Origin of the sequence: Paenibacillus sp. FSL H7-0350 (genome assembly GCF_038593195.1) — a bacterium.
GTDB lineage: Bacteria > Bacillota > Bacilli > Paenibacillales > Paenibacillaceae > Paenibacillus_AQ.
In genome coordinates this window covers 1,786,588-1,802,277 of record NZ_CP151972.1, presented here as the reverse complement: position 1 = coordinate 1,802,277, position 15,690 = coordinate 1,786,588, and the positions used below count along the sequence as shown (strand labels likewise).

Below are 15,690 nucleotides of genomic sequence, written 5' to 3'. Positions count from 1 at the left end.
TTATAACATCTTCAGCAGGGATTAGGTTTAAGCGCAAGGGAGGCTATTCGGTGCTATTGTTATCGGTCATTTCGTCAGCAGTTGCACCGGGACTTGCGCTGCTGACTTTTTTCTATCTGAAAGACAAGTATGATCAGGAACCGCTCCATATGGTGCTTAAGGTGTTCCTGCTTGGCCTGTTGATCGTGCTGCCGGTGATGATTATCCAGAGGGGGCTTGTGCTGGGGCTGGGCGGTGGTCCTTATGTGGATTCCTTTCTGATCTCAGCCGGGGTGGAAGAGGCCCTGAAGTGGTTTGTGCTGTACCATATGATTTACAATCATACCGAATTTGACGAGCCCTATGATGGAATACTATACGCCGTAGCGATTTCGCTCGGCTTCGCAACAATAGAGAATGTAATGTATGCGTGGTACAGCAATGCTTCATTCGGCACCATGATTCTAAGGGCACTGCTTCCAGTCTCCGGACATGCCATGTTCGGCGTAATTATGGGCTACCATATGGGCAGAGCCAAGTTCTCCGGCGGGATCAAGACCCGGAAGATTCTACTGATTTCATTGCTCCTGCCCTGGCTGTGGCATGGAATCTATGATTTTCTGATCGCCACGACAGCTAACTATTGGATCTGGTTTATCGTGCCCCTGATGGCAGTATTATGGTATAGAGGCATGGGGAAGGTAGCGCGGGCCAACAGCCGGTCCCCGTTTCGCTTTTTGAAGCGTGAGGAAGAGGTTAACCTATAATCGAGATGGACACACTTAATCCTACAGGGCAGTTCCTTAAGGCAAGGAATTCCAGAAAGGAGAGAGAGGTGTCTTTTTTTGCGAGTAAAAGTTCGGATTGTCTGCAAGCAGTGCGGCGAAACCTACATATTAAGAGGGAACAAGGAGCAGGGGGTTGTCCAGACCGGCTTCAAGCAATGTCTGTGCAGCTGTGTAAGCGGCTTTGAGATTGAGGAACGGGCCTGAAGACCGGATTCTTGAAATAGTGCATAAGACTTCTCAGTTATTGTCAAACTAACGGCAATAAGCTACTGAAAGGAGCTATGCGGACCTATGTACAAAAGATTAAGTGCCATAATGTTCCCGCTTACCGCACTCTTGCTGCTTGGAGCGCTCGTCTGGGGGTATCAGGAGAATCAGGAGAAGAATTCGATTCTGATCAAGGCGGAGAATCAGTATCAGCGCGCGTTCCATGATCTGTCCTTCCATGTGGAGCGGCTTCATGGTGAGCTGGGCAATACGCTTGCCGTGAACACCACCTCTAACGGAATGCACCGCAAGGGGCTGGTTAATGTATGGCGGATTACCAGCGAGGCGCAGAACGAGATTAATCAGCTGCCGCTGATGCTGCTGCCGTTCAGTGAGACGGAGGAGTTCCTCTCCAAGATCGCCAATTTCTCCTACAAGGCTGCGGTGCGTGACTTCACCAAGAAGCCGCTAACAGAGGGGGAGATGGCGAATCTGAAGACGCTCTACCAGAATTCGTCTGAAATCTCCAGGGACCTGCAAAAGGTTCAGGACAAGGTCATCGGCAAAAAGCTGCGCTGGATGGATGTAGAGACTGCACTGGCTACAGAACAGAAGGCCGAAGACAACACAATCATCGACGGGTTCAAAACCGTGGATAAACGCGTAGCGGCATACCCGGAGCTGGACTACGGCCCTTCGGTTGCAAGCATCTATGATAAGCGGTCGGTGAAAAAGCTGGGCGGCAAGCCGGTTACCGCTGACCAGATCAAAGGCAAGGCGATGCAGTTCGCCGGGCTGGGCGGGAAGGCACAGGTGAAGATTCAGGAGAACGGGAAGGGAACCGAGTGGGCCTCTTATACAGCCACTGTGACTTCCGCAGAGCATAAAGAGCCGGTCTCGATGGACTTCACGGCGGAAGGCGGACTGCTGATCTCTTACAATGATAACCGCGAGGTTGGACCGGCCAAAGTATCCATGAAGCAGGCTGTGGAGAAGGCGGGCAAGTTCCTGGAGAAGAAGGGATATCCCGGCATGACTGCAGTGAGTGCGGACCGGTATGATAATCTGGGCAATCTGACCTTCGTCAGCAGCCAGGACGGCGTGCTCATCTATCCTGAGAAAATGACGGTTCGTGTCGGGCTGGATACGGGGGAAGCTGTAGGGTTTCAGGCAAGCGACTATGTGAATGAGCATAAGGAGAAGCGCGTGCTGCCGAAACCGAAGCTGTCCCTGGATGAAGTCAGAGCGATGCTTAACCCGGAGTTCAAGGAGCTGTATAACCGGCTGGCCTGGATTGAGAATGAAGATGCAGTGGAGCTGCTGACATACGAATTCGGCGGCAAAATCAACGGCTCACAGTTCAGAATTTATCTGAATGCCGCAGACGGCAATGAGGAAGCGGTGGAACAGATCCGCACCTCCTCGGGAGCACAGGATAAATAGCCGGACTTCCTAATTTGGGACGGATAGGATAAGCCCTGCTATAATATAGAGAAGACGCATTTCCGGAAACGGAGGGCGTCTTTTTTTTGAAATATAAGAATTTATATGTTTCACACGATAACTTATCCTTCTATTTCTCGTTGAAACGGTACCGTCCTATAAAAGGACGGCATAGCCGTTTCTACTTAGCAATGAAATGTAGTTATGCTAATGCCTAATAATATTTCTGACCGGCTATGAAGGGGCGTGCTATAATCGGTTTAGCATTTATTACTAACTCAAGCGGCGGTGACATGTTTGTATCCCAAAATCAATGAATATCTATACCTCCAGGTAGCATCCAGCGATGCGGCAGAGTCTGAGATCCAGTATCGGGCAAGGATTGCTGATATGGAGGACGAGAGCATACTGATAGAAATACCCATGCAGGAGAGCAACGGCCGGCTTAAGAAGCTGTTCGTCGGTGACGAGCTGTCGGTCTATTTTCTCACAGAGGGCGGCATCAAAAATTACTTCAATACTCATGTGCTCGGATTCAAAGAAGATGTCATCCGGATGGTTCGGCTGCGCAAGCCTGATGCAGAATCCATCTTCAAAATTCAGCGCCGCAGCTTCTTCCGCGTCAATGCAGAGCTGGAGCTGGCTGTTAAGGATGCCTTGGGCAGCCGTTTTCTGGTGCGCACCGAGGATATCGGCGGCGGCGGGACGTCATTCTTAAGCGATGCCAAGATTACATTGGGGGTGGCCGACAAGCTGGCCTGCTGGCTGCTCGTATCCTACCGCAACGGAAGCACGGAGCATGTTAATTTCGAAGGCGAGATTGTACGGATCAAAGTGCTGGAGACCGGGCGGAATCTGGTCATGGTTAAATTCTCGGCCATTTCCGATGCGGAACGGCAAAAAATTATCCGGTACTGCTTTGAACGCCAATTCGATTTCCGCAACCGCTGATTCCCTGCCAGGAATCTTCAAACGGGCCCTAAATTGGCTTTTTTCTCCCTAAAAAACCTCAATGTCATTTTGCACTGGGGTTCAAACTGTGGTATAATTTTATAAGTCGCAGGCAATGCCTGCTTTTTTCTTGAGAATATCAGCAAGTTCCTAGAGAGATATGTCGATAGGCATATTTCTGCGGAAGAGTGTTTGAGGAGGAATGCCCCGTTGGACAGGCAGGGTACACATACTAACGACCGAATTAACGTCGCCATCGACGGACCTGCCGGGGCAGGCAAGAGCACTGTAGCCCGATTGGTCGCACGGGAGCTGTCTTACATTTATGTGGACACGGGTGCCATGTACCGGGCAATCACCTGGTATATGCTTCGTGAAGGCATAGCTGCAGAGGAGCATGAGCTGGTGGACCAGAAGGTCCAGAATATGGCGATTGAGCTTCTGCCGGAGAAAGATGTGCAGAAAGTGCTGATTAATGGGGAAGACATGACCCCGCATATCCGCAGTCTTCAGGTCAGCGGCCAGGTGTCGCAGTATTCGAAGATTGAGGGTGTTAGATCCAGACTCAGCCACTTGCAGCGTCAGATGGCGCTCCGCAAGGGAGTCGTAATGGATGGCCGGGATATCGGTACAACCGTACTGCCGGATGCCGAAGTGAAGATTTTCATGACGGCAAGTGTGGAGGAGCGTGCTCTCCGTCGTTACAAGGAACTGAAGGATACGGAAACAGTGACTCTCCAGCAGCTTGAATATGATATTGCAGCGCGGGACCGGCTTGATGAAGGCCGGGAGATTTCACCGCTGCGGCGTGCCGAGGATGCTATTCTTCTCGATACGACGCATATGGATATCCTTCAGGCCGTGGAAGCCATCGTCTCCCACTGCAGAACCTATGTTAACGGGGAGAGAAATCATCTATGATTTATGCATTTTGCGTGGCCTTGCTTCGTATGATTTATGCCATACTGTTCCCGCTCAAGATTGTGGGAAGAGAGAATGTGCCGAAGGAGGGTGGAGTCCTGCTCTGCGCGAATCACATCAGCCTGCTTGATCCCATGACGATCGGCATTAAGCTGAAGCGACAGGTTAGGTATATGGCCAAGGCGGAATTATTCAATGTTCCGGTGCTGGGCTGGCTCATTAAGCAATTGGGCGCATTTCCTGTCAAACGTGGCGGCGTAAGCAAAGAATCCATTAAGACGTCCCTCAATACGCTCCGCAGCGGACATGTGATGGGCATCTTCCCGGAAGGGACGCGGAACTCCGATTCCGGTTCAGCCAAGAAGGGTGCGGCAAGCTTCGCGCTCCGCAGCGGCGCAGCCGTTGTACCGGCAGCTATTATCGGGTCCTACAAGCCGTTCCGCCGGATGACTGTTGTCTATGGGGCACCCATAGATCTCAGCGCATTTGAAGGTGCGGGAAGTGATTCTCTGGAAGCTGTAACCGATGTTATTATGGGACGCATCCATGAAATGATCAGTACCGGCAAGCCCAGTTCGCGGTAAGTCCGGGAGTCAAATCTCCTGCTTCCGTGAATAGCTTATAAATTACAGCATAACCGCTATTTTTTGGAACATACTAATCAACAAAGAGAAATGGTTTAACGATGTAATGATTGTTTTGAACTCTGCTCTACGCGGGTTTAAATAAATGGGGTTTTGAATCGAGGAGGGTAATCACATGTCTGAAGAAATTAAGAATCAAGAAGCTGCGGATAACGTTGAGAATAACGAGACCGTAGAAGGGGCAGAAGCTGTGGAATCCGCTGTAACCGAATCTGCAGAAGTTGTTGCCAGCAATGAAGAAGAAGTGACAAGCCAGGAAGGTCTGGAAATCATTTCTCTGAAAAAAGGCGATACCGTGAAAGGAACAATCGTCAAAATCGAAGATAACCAAGCTTATGTAAGCATTGGATATAAATACGACGGCGTTATTCCTATTCGCGAATTGTCTTCCGTACAGCTCGACAATGCCGCAGCAGCGGTAGAAGTTGGCCAAGAAGTGGAATGCAAGGTTGTCAGCATCAACGACAACAAGGAAAGCCTGGTGCTTTCCAAGCGTGCCATCGACAGCGAAAAATCATGGGAAGATCTGGAGAAGTATTTCGCTTCCCAGGAATCCTTCGAAGTTACTGTAGCTGATGTTGTCAAAGGCGGCCTTGTGGCTGACGTTGGCGCACGCGGCTTCATCCCGGCTTCCATGGTTGAGCGTCACTTCGTTGAAGATTTCAGCGACTACAAGGGCCGCACACTGCGTGTCAAAGTGAAAGAGCTTGACCGTGAGAACAGCAAGGTAATTCTCTCTGCCAAAGAAGTTCTGGAGGAAGAATTCGAAGCTAACAAGCTGAAGATTATGGCTGAGCTGTCCGAAGGTCAAATCATCGAAGGTACTGTTCAACGCCTGACTCAATTCGGCGCATTCGTTGATGTTGGCGGCGTAGACGGACTGGTTCACGTATCCGAGATCGCTTGGAACCACGTGGAGAAGCCATCCGATGTAGTATCCGAAGGCGACAAGGTTCGCGTTAAAGTACTTAAGGTTGATCCTGAAAAGGGTAAAATCAGCCTCAGCATCAAAGCAGCTGCTCCGGGTCCTTGGGATTCCGCAGCAGGTCAGATCAACATCGGCGATGTGGTTACAGGCGAAGTTAAGCGCCTTGTAAACTTCGGCGCATTCGTTGAACTGCTGCCAGGCGTTGAAGGCCTTGTGCATATCTCCCAGATCTCCCACAAGCACATTGGTACTCCGCACGAAGTACTCAAGGAAGGACAGGAAGTACAAGTGAAAGTACTTGACTTCAACCCATCCGAGAAGCGCGTCAGCCTGAGCATCAAGGAAACGGAAGAAGCTCCGGCTCCTTCGGCCAGACCAGAACGCAGCAACAGCAGAGACAGAGCGCCTAAAGAAGTGCTGAACAATCCTAACGTATCGCTCAGCAACGAAGGCCTCAGCTTCACACTGGCTGAACGTTTCGGCGACAAGCTGGACAAATTCAAGGGTAACAATTAATCCCTTTGTTATCTCATCATAACGGGTAAAGTAATCGGCGAGCCCTCGATCAGAGGGTTCGCCGATTGTCTTTTCACGGTTAGCCAATTGGAATGTTTTTTGCTATGATGAGTAACGTAAGGAAGACAGGAGGAATGAAAATGGCAAGACCCGTAGTGGCCATTGTCGGCAGGCCTAACGTCGGAAAGTCGACGATCTTTAACCGGCTGATTGGCGATAGACTGGCCATCGTAGAAGATAAACCGGGGATTACACGTGACCGGATTTATGGAGTCTCCGACTGGAACGGCAAATCTTTCAGTGTCATTGATACTGGAGGGATTGAGATTGACGGAGAAGACGCTATTCTAAAATCCATCCGCGTTCAGGCGGAGTTGGCGATTGAGGAAGCGGATGTGATCGTCTTCATGTGCGAGGCGAAGAGCGGACTCACAAGTTCGGATGAGGAAGTGGCGCAGATTCTGTTCCGCTCCGGCAAGCCGATCGTTCTAGCTATCAATAAAGTGGATAACATGAAGCGTACCGAAGATATTTATGAATTTTACACCCTTGGAATTGGTGATCCGATCGGAATTTCAGGAAGTCACGGAACCGGAATCGGCGATCTGCTGGATGCGGTTGTTGAGCGTCTGCCAGACAAGGTTGACGAGGAATATGATGAAGATGTCATCCGTGTGGCCTTGATCGGACGTCCGAATGTGGGTAAATCCTCACTGGTCAATGCGATTCTGGGCGAAGAACGCGTTATTGTCAGTGATGTTGCGGGGACTACACGCGATGCGATTGATACGCCGTTCGAACGGGATGGACAGCGTTATGTGCTGATCGATACAGCGGGCATGCGCAAACGCGGCAAGGTCTATGAGAACACAGAAAAATACAGTGTAATGAGAGCTATGAAGGCGATTGAGCGCGCTGATGTTGTACTCGTTGTAATCAACGGCGAAGAAGGCATCATCGACCAGGACAAGCATATTGCCGGGTATGCCCATGATGCGGGCAAGGCTTCGGTCTTTGTCGTCAACAAATGGGATGCCATTGAGAAAGACGACAAGACGATGCAGAACTTCGAACGCAACATCCGCGATCACTTCCTGTTCATGAGCTATGCTCCGGTGGTATTCCTGTCTGCGCTTACGAAACAGCGTCTGCAGAAGCTGCTGCCTGTCGTACAGCATGTGGCCCAACAGCATGCCCTGCGGATTACCACCCATCTTGTGAATGATGTGGTTTCTGATGCCGTGGCAATTAATCCTCCGCCTACGGACAAAGGCCGTCGTCTGCGCATTAACTATGTCACCCAGGTGGCAACGAAGCCGCCGACCATCGTGGTATTTGTCAATGATCCTTCGCTGATGCACTTCTCCTATGAACGTTACCTGGAGAACAAGCTGCGTGCAGCGTTCAATTTCGAGGGGACACCGATCCGCCTCTTTACACGGCGCAAATCCGAGAACGAAGGTTAGGGGAGAAGAGTAGTGGCGTTTGAACTTCTGGTTATCGTTATAAGCTATCTGCTTGGCTCCATCAGCTTCAGTGTATTGCTCGCCCGGCTGCTTAAGGGGATTGATATCCGCCAATATGGAAGCGGCAATGCGGGAGCGACCAATACACTGCGTGTGATGGGGAAGGGACCGGCCATACTGGTGCTGTTTCTGGACGTACTGAAGGGAATTGCCGCAGTCTGGCTTGGCACATGGGCCGGTGGATGGGGAAGCTGGGTCGCAGTGGTCTGCGGACTCGCTGCCATCATCGGGCATAACTGGCCGGTCTATTTTCACTTTCGCGGGGGGAAAGGGATCGCAACGACGATTGGCGTGATGGCTACACTGGTATTCTGGCCTGCAGTGATTGCCGGGGCGATTGCCATTCTTGCTATTGTTCTTACACGGTATGTCTCGCTGGGCTCGCTGATCTTTGTGGCTCTGACTCCAGTGTGTCTGCTCTTCACGGAGCATACGACCCCGGAGCTATGGGGAAGCCTGATCATTGTAGTGTTCGCCTTCTGGCGTCACCGCAGCAATATCGTGAAGATCTCGCAGGGCCGTGAGAACAAAATCGGCTCCAAAGCCAAGGAGGGGAATCGCGTTGTCTGATAAAGTAACCGTGCTGGTCGCGGGCAGTTGGGGAACTGCGCTGGCTACTGTGCTGGCGGCTAACCACTCGGAGGTTTATCTGTGGACGCGAAAGCCTGAGCAGGCTGCCGAGATTAACGAAGCACATACGAATCATCATTTCCTGCCGGGGATCAAGCTCCCCGGGAATATTATTGCCACCACGAACATGGAGACTGCCGTCTCCGGTTCGAAGGCGGTAGTCATTGTGGCGCCTTCTTCCGGAATGCGCCAGGTGGCGCATAGCCTTAAGCCGTTCTGGAAGGAAGATATGCTCTGCATTCATGCCACGAAGGGCTTCGAGACCGAGACCATGAAGCGGATGTCCACAGTGATCTCCGAAGAGCTGGGCTGCGGTGAAGGAGATATTGTGGTGCTCTCCGGACCGAGTCACGCTGAAGAAGTGGTGCGGCTCTGTCCGACCACGGTCGTAGTGGCTTCGCCGGATGAGGGCCGTGCCAAGGCGGCACAGGGGCTGTTCATTAACAATGACTTCCGTGTGTATACCAACAGGGATCAGCTAGGGGTAGAGCTGGCTGGTGCACTGAAGAATATTATCGCGCTGGGTGCCGGGCTATCTGACGGGCTGGGCTTCGGGGACAACGCGAAGGCAGCATTGCTTACCCGCGGCCTGGCCGAGATCTCCCGGGTCGGTGTGGAAATGGGAGCGAATCCCTTAACCTTCTCCGGCCTTGCCGGACTCGGTGACCTGGTCGTAACGGCAACGAGCCAGCATAGCCGGAACTGGCGTGCGGGCTCCATGCTGGGCCAGGGCCAGCCGCTGAATGAGGTGCTGGACTCGATGGGGATGGTTGTCGAAGGCATCCGGACGACTGAGGTTGCTTATGCGATCTCGCTGAAGCTGGGCGTACAGATGCCGATTACCGACCAGATCTATCATGTGCTATTCAAGGGCAGAACACCGCGTAATGCTGTGGAAGCTCTTATGGGCCGTGACCGCAAGACGGAAATGGAGGCCATTTCCCAGGAGACCTGGGAGCAGTGGCATTCCTGATCACGTTCACCTTTTGCCGGAATATCTCATATGTTGTTAATGGGGATTGACGGAGGAGGGATGAACAGTGAGCAGAGATTTTTCCAAGGATGCTTTGAACGCCATCAACAAGAAGACGGGCAAAAACATTTCAGAAGGTGCCATCAAAAAGCTGGCCGGTACGGTTAAGCCGGGCACCACACAGAATGAAGCCCAGCTCCGCCAGTTAATTAAACAGGTATCCGCTATGGCTAAAGTGCCGGTCAGCGAGGCTACCGTGCAGGAGATCGTCAATGCTGTTAAAAAAGGCGGCGCCGGTTCCGGTACGATGGAGTCTTTAATGAAAATGATGCTGAAAAAATAGAATATCCTTGAAGTAAGCCATTCCTGCCGGGATGGCTCCTTTTCAGACTGGGCATAACTCCGGAAGGTAAGCTGATTCCGCGGTTGATGCCCTTTTTTAATCCACGGGGTCTAATCTGTAAATTAATACTTAAAAAATGCCGCGTTTCACGCTATAATAATCGCAATCCGGATAAAGTGAATGGGAGGCGCATGACCTATGGACCCGATGACAAAAATGTGGCTATCACTGATTGCGGTACTGATTATGGGCTTATCCGTTTTTTTGATTACTTTTGCACGCAGTAAGACGAAGGGGCTGCTTAGAGCTGTTTTATCGGTCATTGCTTTTGTCATCCTGCTGATCGGAGTTCTTGGCGGGGCCGCTTCAATTATGTAAGCATTTACATTATACTCAGGCAGACGTATTTCTGACAGAATCATTAACTGATTTTACAGGGATGGGGCGTGTGTAAATCGATGGCCGGTTCAGGAATTCCCTATGTGGTTGAGACGGCACTTGGCAGAATAGCGGAAGAACTAGATAGTATGGGGTCTGGCAAGCCGCCGGTGTGGCTGCTGGGGGGGAGCTGCGGCCTGCTGCTGCACGGGGTTCAGCTCAGTGCTGCTCCGCGCGATATTGACCTCTATTGTGATCTGGAGGATACCGCGAAGCTTCATCAGGCACTGCTGAGGTACACTGTCTGCGCACCGGAAGAGGATCATAGCGGAGGCTGTTACTCCCTGCGCGGACTCTACTTCATCGGGGAGGTGAAGGTTGAGCTGGTGGGCGGATTCAGGATCGGCGGCGGCTCCGGGCAATATTCAGTGGATATCAGGACGTTGCAGCCCAATGCCCCGAAATGTACGTACGAAGGGGTTGGCAGGCTGGCCTTGATGCCGCTTGTCCATGAGCTGATCTTCAATCTCCTGCGCGGCAGGGACGAACGCTGCCATGCTATTGCGGAGCTGATCAAACGGGATGCAGCAGGCCATCTGCCGCTCCTGGAGCAGCTCATTGAGGAGAACCATCTGAAGGCCGGTCTGCAGCCGAGGCTGGACGAGCTGCTGGGGATATCTGAATCACTGCGTATATAACCTGAATCCAAGGAAGGAGGCTGTATGATGAATGCTAAATCACGAATAACGGTCACTTTCCTTCCGGAACAACGCACAGCTTCCGTCAAGCCTGGGATTTCGTTGCTGGAGGCTGTGCGCAAAGCCGGAATCGTTCTGCCTACCCGCTGCGGGGGCAAGGCAGGGTGCATGATGTGCAAAGTGTCCGTAGAGAATGCGGATGGAGCACTTAGACCTCCTGCAGAGGCAGAGAAACGCAAGCTTGGCAGCCTGCTGGATGAAGGTGTCCGCTTGGCCTGTCAGGCCGCTGTATGGAGCGATGTCCGGGTGCATATTCCCGAGGACCCTCTGAAGGCGGCCGTCCGCCGCAGACTGGAAGCGGCGCGCCGTGGAGAAGCGGAGGAGCTATGGTAGCTGAGACCCCTGGTGCATATGCGCACAGAAGTGAACAGAGAGGAGCCCTGCGGATGGACTCGATGCACACGGTGAAGCTCCGGCAGGGGCGGAAGAGGGTGTCAATGCTGCTGCTGCTTGTCCTGCTGGTCTTATCTCTAGGCGGCTGCATGTATCCCAAGGAACAGCAGCATCCCGGCAGCGGGTACCGCGAGAGTGTGAAGCGGGTGCAGGCGGCGGTAGATGATTATCAGAAGCAGAAAGGGCTTCTGCCGATCTTGACCAGTGATCAGGCCACGCCCAGATACGAGAAATTTGTGATTGACCTGCATAAGCTCCAGCAGGAAGGATACCTGGATGAGATCCCGGCGGCGGCGTTCGAGAAGGGCGGGAGCGCCCATTTTCTGGTGCTGGATGAGGAGACCGACCCTCAGGTCAAATTGATGGATCTGGTGACTGTGCAGAAGGTTAACGATATCCAGCGTAAGGTGAACCTCTATAAGTCTGCACACGGCGGGAAGCTTCCGGCGGGGGAGGAGCTGTATCCGGGCCTTGCATCCATTGACGGCAAACAGGCAGGGACCGGAACGATCAAGCTAATTAGCGTATATTCGGGCCAGCCGCTAGAATTCCTGATGGATAGCAGCGGGACGGTCTACGTGGATTACGGCGCGGATATCTCCTCGGCTATCGATAAGAACGGCAGTGTGCCTAAGGCAGAGCGCGATCTGCGTCTGGAGCTGGAGCAAGCCTCCTACTATGTCCCCGTCAAGTCTCTGCCTTATCTGTGGGCCCAGGGCCGTCCTGTCCCCCAGGCTCCGCAGGAATAGCGGTACACTATTATAAACTTAAAGCAGCAATTCTCCGAGGGCGGGGATTGCTGCTTTTTTGCTATTTTTTAGTATGCGGGGTCTCAGAAAGGATAGTAGTTCTAGGCTGCGGGCCGCTCTCATAGACTTGATGAGAAGACTTCCGGGCGTCTTGACGCGTTGGTGAGCTAGATAGGATATACGAAATTTCAGATGCAAAAATGCGCGGACGCTTGTCATAAATCCGTTAAGGATACATATGATGATACTAGTCCAAATGCATGTCCGAGCATTCGGAGTTTAGCGCGGGGCAACCTTGCTTCGCCTCAGGCAAGTAAGCTAGGCTTCGGGCGGGCAAAGCTTAGTCCGGTGGTTGTCCTGCAAGGGTCAGTTTGCCGGCGGAACGCGAAGTCGATGCTCTTCAGGCATTTTTTCTTCGGAGTAATATGAGGAGGGGATCTCTTTTGGAAAAAGTGGATATTTTCAAGGACATTGCCGAGCGTACCGGCGGAGACATTTATCTTGGCGTCGTCGGCGCGGTTCGCACGGGGAAATCGACATTCATCAAACGCTTCATGGAAACGATTGTTCTGCCGAACATCACCAGTGAAGCAGACCGGGTAAGAGCGGTTGATGAGCTGCCGCAAAGTGCGGCAGGCAAAACTATTATGACTACCGAGCCTAAATTCGTACCCAACAATGCGGTGCAGATTAAGGTGGCCGAAGGACTGGAGGTTAACGTCCGGCTGGTCGATTGTGTAGGCTATGCAGTGGAAGGCGCAAAAGGATATGAGGATGAGAATGGTCCGCGGATGATCTCGACCCCATGGTTTGAGGAACCGATTCCTTTCCAGGAAGCGGCTGAAATCGGGACACGCAAGGTAATTCAGGAGCACTCTACTCTGGGTGTGGTAGTCACTACCGATGGTACGATTGCCGAGATTCCGCGGAACTCTTATGTAGATTCAGAAGAGCGCGTGATCGCCGAGTTGAAGGAGGTCGGCAAGCCGTTCGTGCTGGTTATCAACTCCACCCGGCCGCGCAGCGAGGAAGCCCAGCAGCTCCGCAGTGAGCTTGCCCTCAAATATGATATTCCGGTGATGACGCTCAGCGCTGCCAATATGACCGAGGATGATGTGACTGGTGTACTGCGTGAAGTGCTGTATGAATTCCCTGTACATGAAGTTAATGTTAATCTGCCGAGCTGGGTGATGGTGCTGGGCGAGAATCACTGGCTGCGCAGCAGCTATGAGAACTCTGTCCGTGATACCGTGAAAGATATCCGCCGTCTGCGCGATGTGGACCGCCTGGTCTCCCAGTTTACTGAATATGATTTCATCGACCGGGCAGGCCTCAGCGGGATGAACATGGGCCAGGGGGTAGCCGAGATCGACCTCTACGCTCCCGAAGAGCTGTATGATCAGGTGCTGATGGAGGTAGTCGGGGTCGAGATTCGCGGCAAGGATCACCTGCTTCAGCTGATGCAGGACTTCTCCCACGCCAAGCGTGAATATGACCGCTTCTCAGAAGCGCTGGAAATGGTCAAAACCACGGGGTATGGTATCGCCGCACCTTCTCTGGCTGAGATGGCGCTGGATGAGCCTGAGCTGATCCGTCAAGGCTCCCGCTTCGGAGTCCGGCTGAAGGCTACGGCACCGTCGATCCATATGATCCGGGTGGATGTCGAGTCGGAGTTCTCGCCGATCATCGGTACGGAGAAACAGAGTGAAGAGCTGGTGCGCTATCTGATGCAGGACTTTGAGAATGACCCGATCAAAATCTGGGAATCCGATATCTTCGGCCGGTCCCTGCATTCCATAGTCCGTGAGGGTATTCAGGGCAAGATCGCGATGATGCCGGATAATGCCCGCTACAAGCTGCAGGAAACGCTGGGCCGGATTATCAACGAGGGCTCGGGCGGACTGATCGCCATCATCCTTTAAATGAAATGAGCTTGTCCTTTGGAGCGGGAGTATTTCCCGCTCTTTTGCTATTTCCGGGCCCTTTCGCTGCTAGCGAGAAAAAAGGGGGGATTTCCCTGGAAAGCTTCCGCTTTTACGGCATAACTGGTAGTAATAGACTGCGCAATTGCAGCGGAATGAAGGGGAACCTGCTACTTTCTGCTCCTTTTTTGAGGAACGCCTTGATATTATGGTTGGGCTGTATTACTATAAGTTTGTTGCGCTTCTAGAAGAGAGGTGCCAGTATCTAGTATTAAACGGGATTATCACGTATATTTTACGTTGAAACGGAAACAGTGTATGATACCGGAACTTTTAACCAGGGAGGTGAGAAGACATGAATAAATCAGATTTGATCAACGTAGTTACAGAAGCAACTGAACTTCCCAAAAAAGACGCTACGAAAGCGGTAGATGCTGTTTTTGAAGCAATCACAGGTGCACTGCAAAGCGGCGATAAGGTTCAGCTGGTTGGCTTCGGAAACTTTGAAGTGCGCGAACGTTCCGCACGTAAAGGTCGCAACCCGCAGACTGGTGAAGAAATCGAAATTCCTTCAAGCAAAGTACCGGCATTCAAACCCGGTAAAGCGCTGAAAGACGGAATCAAATAAAGATTTCTACATATCTGCCCCATAGTCCTTGAATACCAACGATGCCGCCTTCCAGGGCGGCATTTGTTTTTGAAAGGCTCATAAACTTTGAGGAGGATTACAATGACTGAGAAGAAGAATGAAGTGAATCCTGCACCGTCCGGCAGCGACTATATCGTAGTCAAGGCCAAGGAGAACGGTGTTCAGGTCATCGGGCTGACCCGGGGGCTGGACACACGGTTTCACCATACGGAGAAGCTGGACAAAGGCGAGGTGCTCATTGCCCAATTCACCGATCACACCTCAGCAATGAAAATCCGCGGCAAGGCTGAAATTTGGAGCAAACACGGACAATTAGAGAGTGAAAGCTGAAAAGCAGGCATAGCCTGCTTTTTTTCAAAATATAACTAGGTAAGGGCCGATCCGCGGCGCCGTATAATCCTGCATAGCAGCGGAAACTATGAGTAGGGGGCATGTTATGAACCGGAGCTGGCTGATCGGAACGGCGTTGCTGCTTAGTGCGGCTACTACCTTGCTGTTGCCGCAACTGGCCGGCAACGTTATAACTGCCCAGAGCAAGTATAGCGCAGTACAGACGATAGGTCCGGATGGCCTCATACTGGAGAATGACAATCTGGTAGATGCGCTGAGTGAGATTCCGCTGAGTCTGATGATTGACAAGGCAGGCTGGGAGAACCGGGTATTGTCTCTCGATCTCAAGGTGAACGGTGATGCCCACGAACCGCAGGAGCTGTACCGCAATATGGCTCTGGCTATCGGGTTCGCAATTCAGGAGACCTCGAACGTGGACCAGCTGCTGCTGCGTGTGGTGGCAGAGGACAGGTGGCTGGATACCCGCCGCCTGCTCCTCGCCGGTGATATCCGCCGCAGCGAGTGGACTCCCCTGATGCAGGAGGCGCTGGAGAACGCAGGCAATTCGCCTCTTCCCGATTCGCTGAAGAACGGCTTCCGCATTAGCGAAAGTGAGCTGTGGAAAAAACAGTTCATTTATCCCTGAACCGGGTAATTGAAAC

The 15,690-nt window shown here is 52.2% G+C and carries 19 protein-coding genes; all 19 read left to right on the top strand.

The genetic code is table 11. The annotated features are described in order from the left end of the window. The first annotated feature begins 50 nt into the window (after positions 1-50). Entirely contained in the window at positions 51-746 is a 696-nt protein-coding gene (gene prsW / locus NYE24_RS08475; protein WP_036698158.1) for a glutamic-type intramembrane protease PrsW, read from the top strand. A 78-nt stretch (positions 747-824) separates the two neighbouring features. After that, the gene (locus tag NYE24_RS08470) at positions 825-971 is read left to right on the top strand and encodes a hypothetical protein (protein WP_179090427.1); all 147 of its coding nucleotides are present in this window, start codon (positions 825-827) and stop codon (positions 969-971) included. An 87-nt stretch (positions 972-1,058) separates the two neighbouring features. Further along, positions 1,059-2,417: a germination protein YpeB gene (gene ypeB / locus NYE24_RS08465; protein ID WP_036698156.1), complete on the top strand. Its 1,359-nt coding sequence runs from the start codon at positions 1,059-1,061 to the stop codon at positions 2,415-2,417. Positions 2,418-2,714: 297 nt separating this feature from the next. Beyond that, positions 2,715-3,368 carry a flagellar brake domain-containing protein gene (locus NYE24_RS08460; RefSeq protein WP_179090428.1) on the top strand — a complete coding sequence of 218 codons (654 nt, stop codon included), beginning with the start codon at positions 2,715-2,717 and terminating at the stop codon, positions 3,366-3,368. 210 nt (positions 3,369-3,578) lie between these two features. Further along, positions 3,579-4,289 carry a (d)CMP kinase gene (gene cmk / locus NYE24_RS08455; protein WP_036698153.1) on the top strand — a complete coding sequence of 237 codons (711 nt, stop codon included), beginning with the start codon at positions 3,579-3,581 and terminating at the stop codon, positions 4,287-4,289. Then, on the top strand, positions 4,286-4,873 hold the full coding sequence (locus NYE24_RS08450; RefSeq protein ID WP_036698151.1) for a lysophospholipid acyltransferase family protein: 588 nt from the start codon (positions 4,286-4,288) through the stop codon (positions 4,871-4,873). Before cmk ends, NYE24_RS08450 begins: the two co-directional genes overlap by 4 nt. Before the next feature lie 175 nt (positions 4,874-5,048). Continuing rightward, positions 5,049-6,377 carry a 30S ribosomal protein S1 gene (gene rpsA, locus NYE24_RS08445; RefSeq protein ID WP_143804273.1) on the top strand — a complete coding sequence of 443 codons (1,329 nt, stop codon included), beginning with the start codon at positions 5,049-5,051 and terminating at the stop codon, positions 6,375-6,377. 140 nt (positions 6,378-6,517) lie between these two features. Beyond that, positions 6,518-7,843, top strand: coding sequence for a ribosome biogenesis GTPase Der (der, locus tag NYE24_RS08440; protein WP_036698150.1), 1,326 nt, complete (start codon positions 6,518-6,520; stop codon positions 7,841-7,843). Positions 7,844-7,855: 12 nt separating this feature from the next. Continuing rightward, positions 7,856-8,473, top strand: a complete 618-nt coding sequence (plsY, locus tag NYE24_RS08435; RefSeq protein ID WP_036698148.1) for a glycerol-3-phosphate 1-O-acyltransferase PlsY — start codon at positions 7,856-7,858, stop codon at positions 8,471-8,473. Then, positions 8,466-9,506 (top strand): NAD(P)H-dependent glycerol-3-phosphate dehydrogenase, encoded by a 1,041-nt coding sequence (locus NYE24_RS08430; protein ID WP_036698147.1) that lies wholly within the window; start codon positions 8,466-8,468, stop codon positions 9,504-9,506. The genes plsY and NYE24_RS08430 overlap by 8 nt, the downstream gene beginning before the upstream one ends. Before the next feature lie 67 nt (positions 9,507-9,573). Further along, the gene (locus NYE24_RS08425; protein ID WP_036698146.1) at positions 9,574-9,849 is read left to right on the top strand and encodes a stage VI sporulation protein F; all 276 of its coding nucleotides are present in this window, start codon (positions 9,574-9,576) and stop codon (positions 9,847-9,849) included. Positions 9,850-10,047: 198 nt separating this feature from the next. Beyond that, the gene (locus tag NYE24_RS08420; protein ID WP_036698144.1) at positions 10,048-10,227 is read left to right on the top strand and encodes a DUF2768 family protein; all 180 of its coding nucleotides are present in this window, start codon (positions 10,048-10,050) and stop codon (positions 10,225-10,227) included. 68 nt (positions 10,228-10,295) lie between these two features. Beyond that, positions 10,296-10,925, top strand: coding sequence for a hypothetical protein (locus NYE24_RS08415; protein WP_342478468.1), 630 nt, complete (start codon positions 10,296-10,298; stop codon positions 10,923-10,925). Positions 10,926-10,949: 24 nt separating this feature from the next. Further along, positions 10,950-11,318: a 2Fe-2S iron-sulfur cluster-binding protein gene (locus NYE24_RS08410; protein ID WP_235218503.1), complete on the top strand. Its 369-nt coding sequence runs from the start codon at positions 10,950-10,952 to the stop codon at positions 11,316-11,318. A 53-nt stretch (positions 11,319-11,371) separates the two neighbouring features. Then, positions 11,372-12,127, top strand: coding sequence for a DUF3939 domain-containing protein (locus tag NYE24_RS08405; RefSeq protein WP_342478467.1), 756 nt, complete (start codon positions 11,372-11,374; stop codon positions 12,125-12,127). Positions 12,128-12,570: 443 nt separating this feature from the next. Then, a complete protein-coding gene (spoIVA, locus tag NYE24_RS08400) occupies positions 12,571-14,049 on the top strand; it encodes a stage IV sporulation protein A (RefSeq protein WP_036698141.1) in 1,479 nt (492 codons plus the stop codon). Positions 14,050-14,404: 355 nt separating this feature from the next. Then, on the top strand, positions 14,405-14,677 hold the full coding sequence (locus NYE24_RS08395) for an HU family DNA-binding protein (protein ID WP_019909963.1): 273 nt from the start codon (positions 14,405-14,407) through the stop codon (positions 14,675-14,677). Positions 14,678-14,779: 102 nt separating this feature from the next. Beyond that, positions 14,780-15,028, top strand: coding sequence for a trp RNA-binding attenuation protein MtrB (gene mtrB, locus NYE24_RS08390; protein ID WP_051478165.1), 249 nt, complete (start codon positions 14,780-14,782; stop codon positions 15,026-15,028). 106 nt (positions 15,029-15,134) lie between these two features. After that, positions 15,135-15,674, top strand: coding sequence for a hypothetical protein (locus NYE24_RS08385; RefSeq protein WP_342478466.1), 540 nt, complete (start codon positions 15,135-15,137; stop codon positions 15,672-15,674). Positions 15,675-15,690 lie beyond the last annotated feature (16 nt).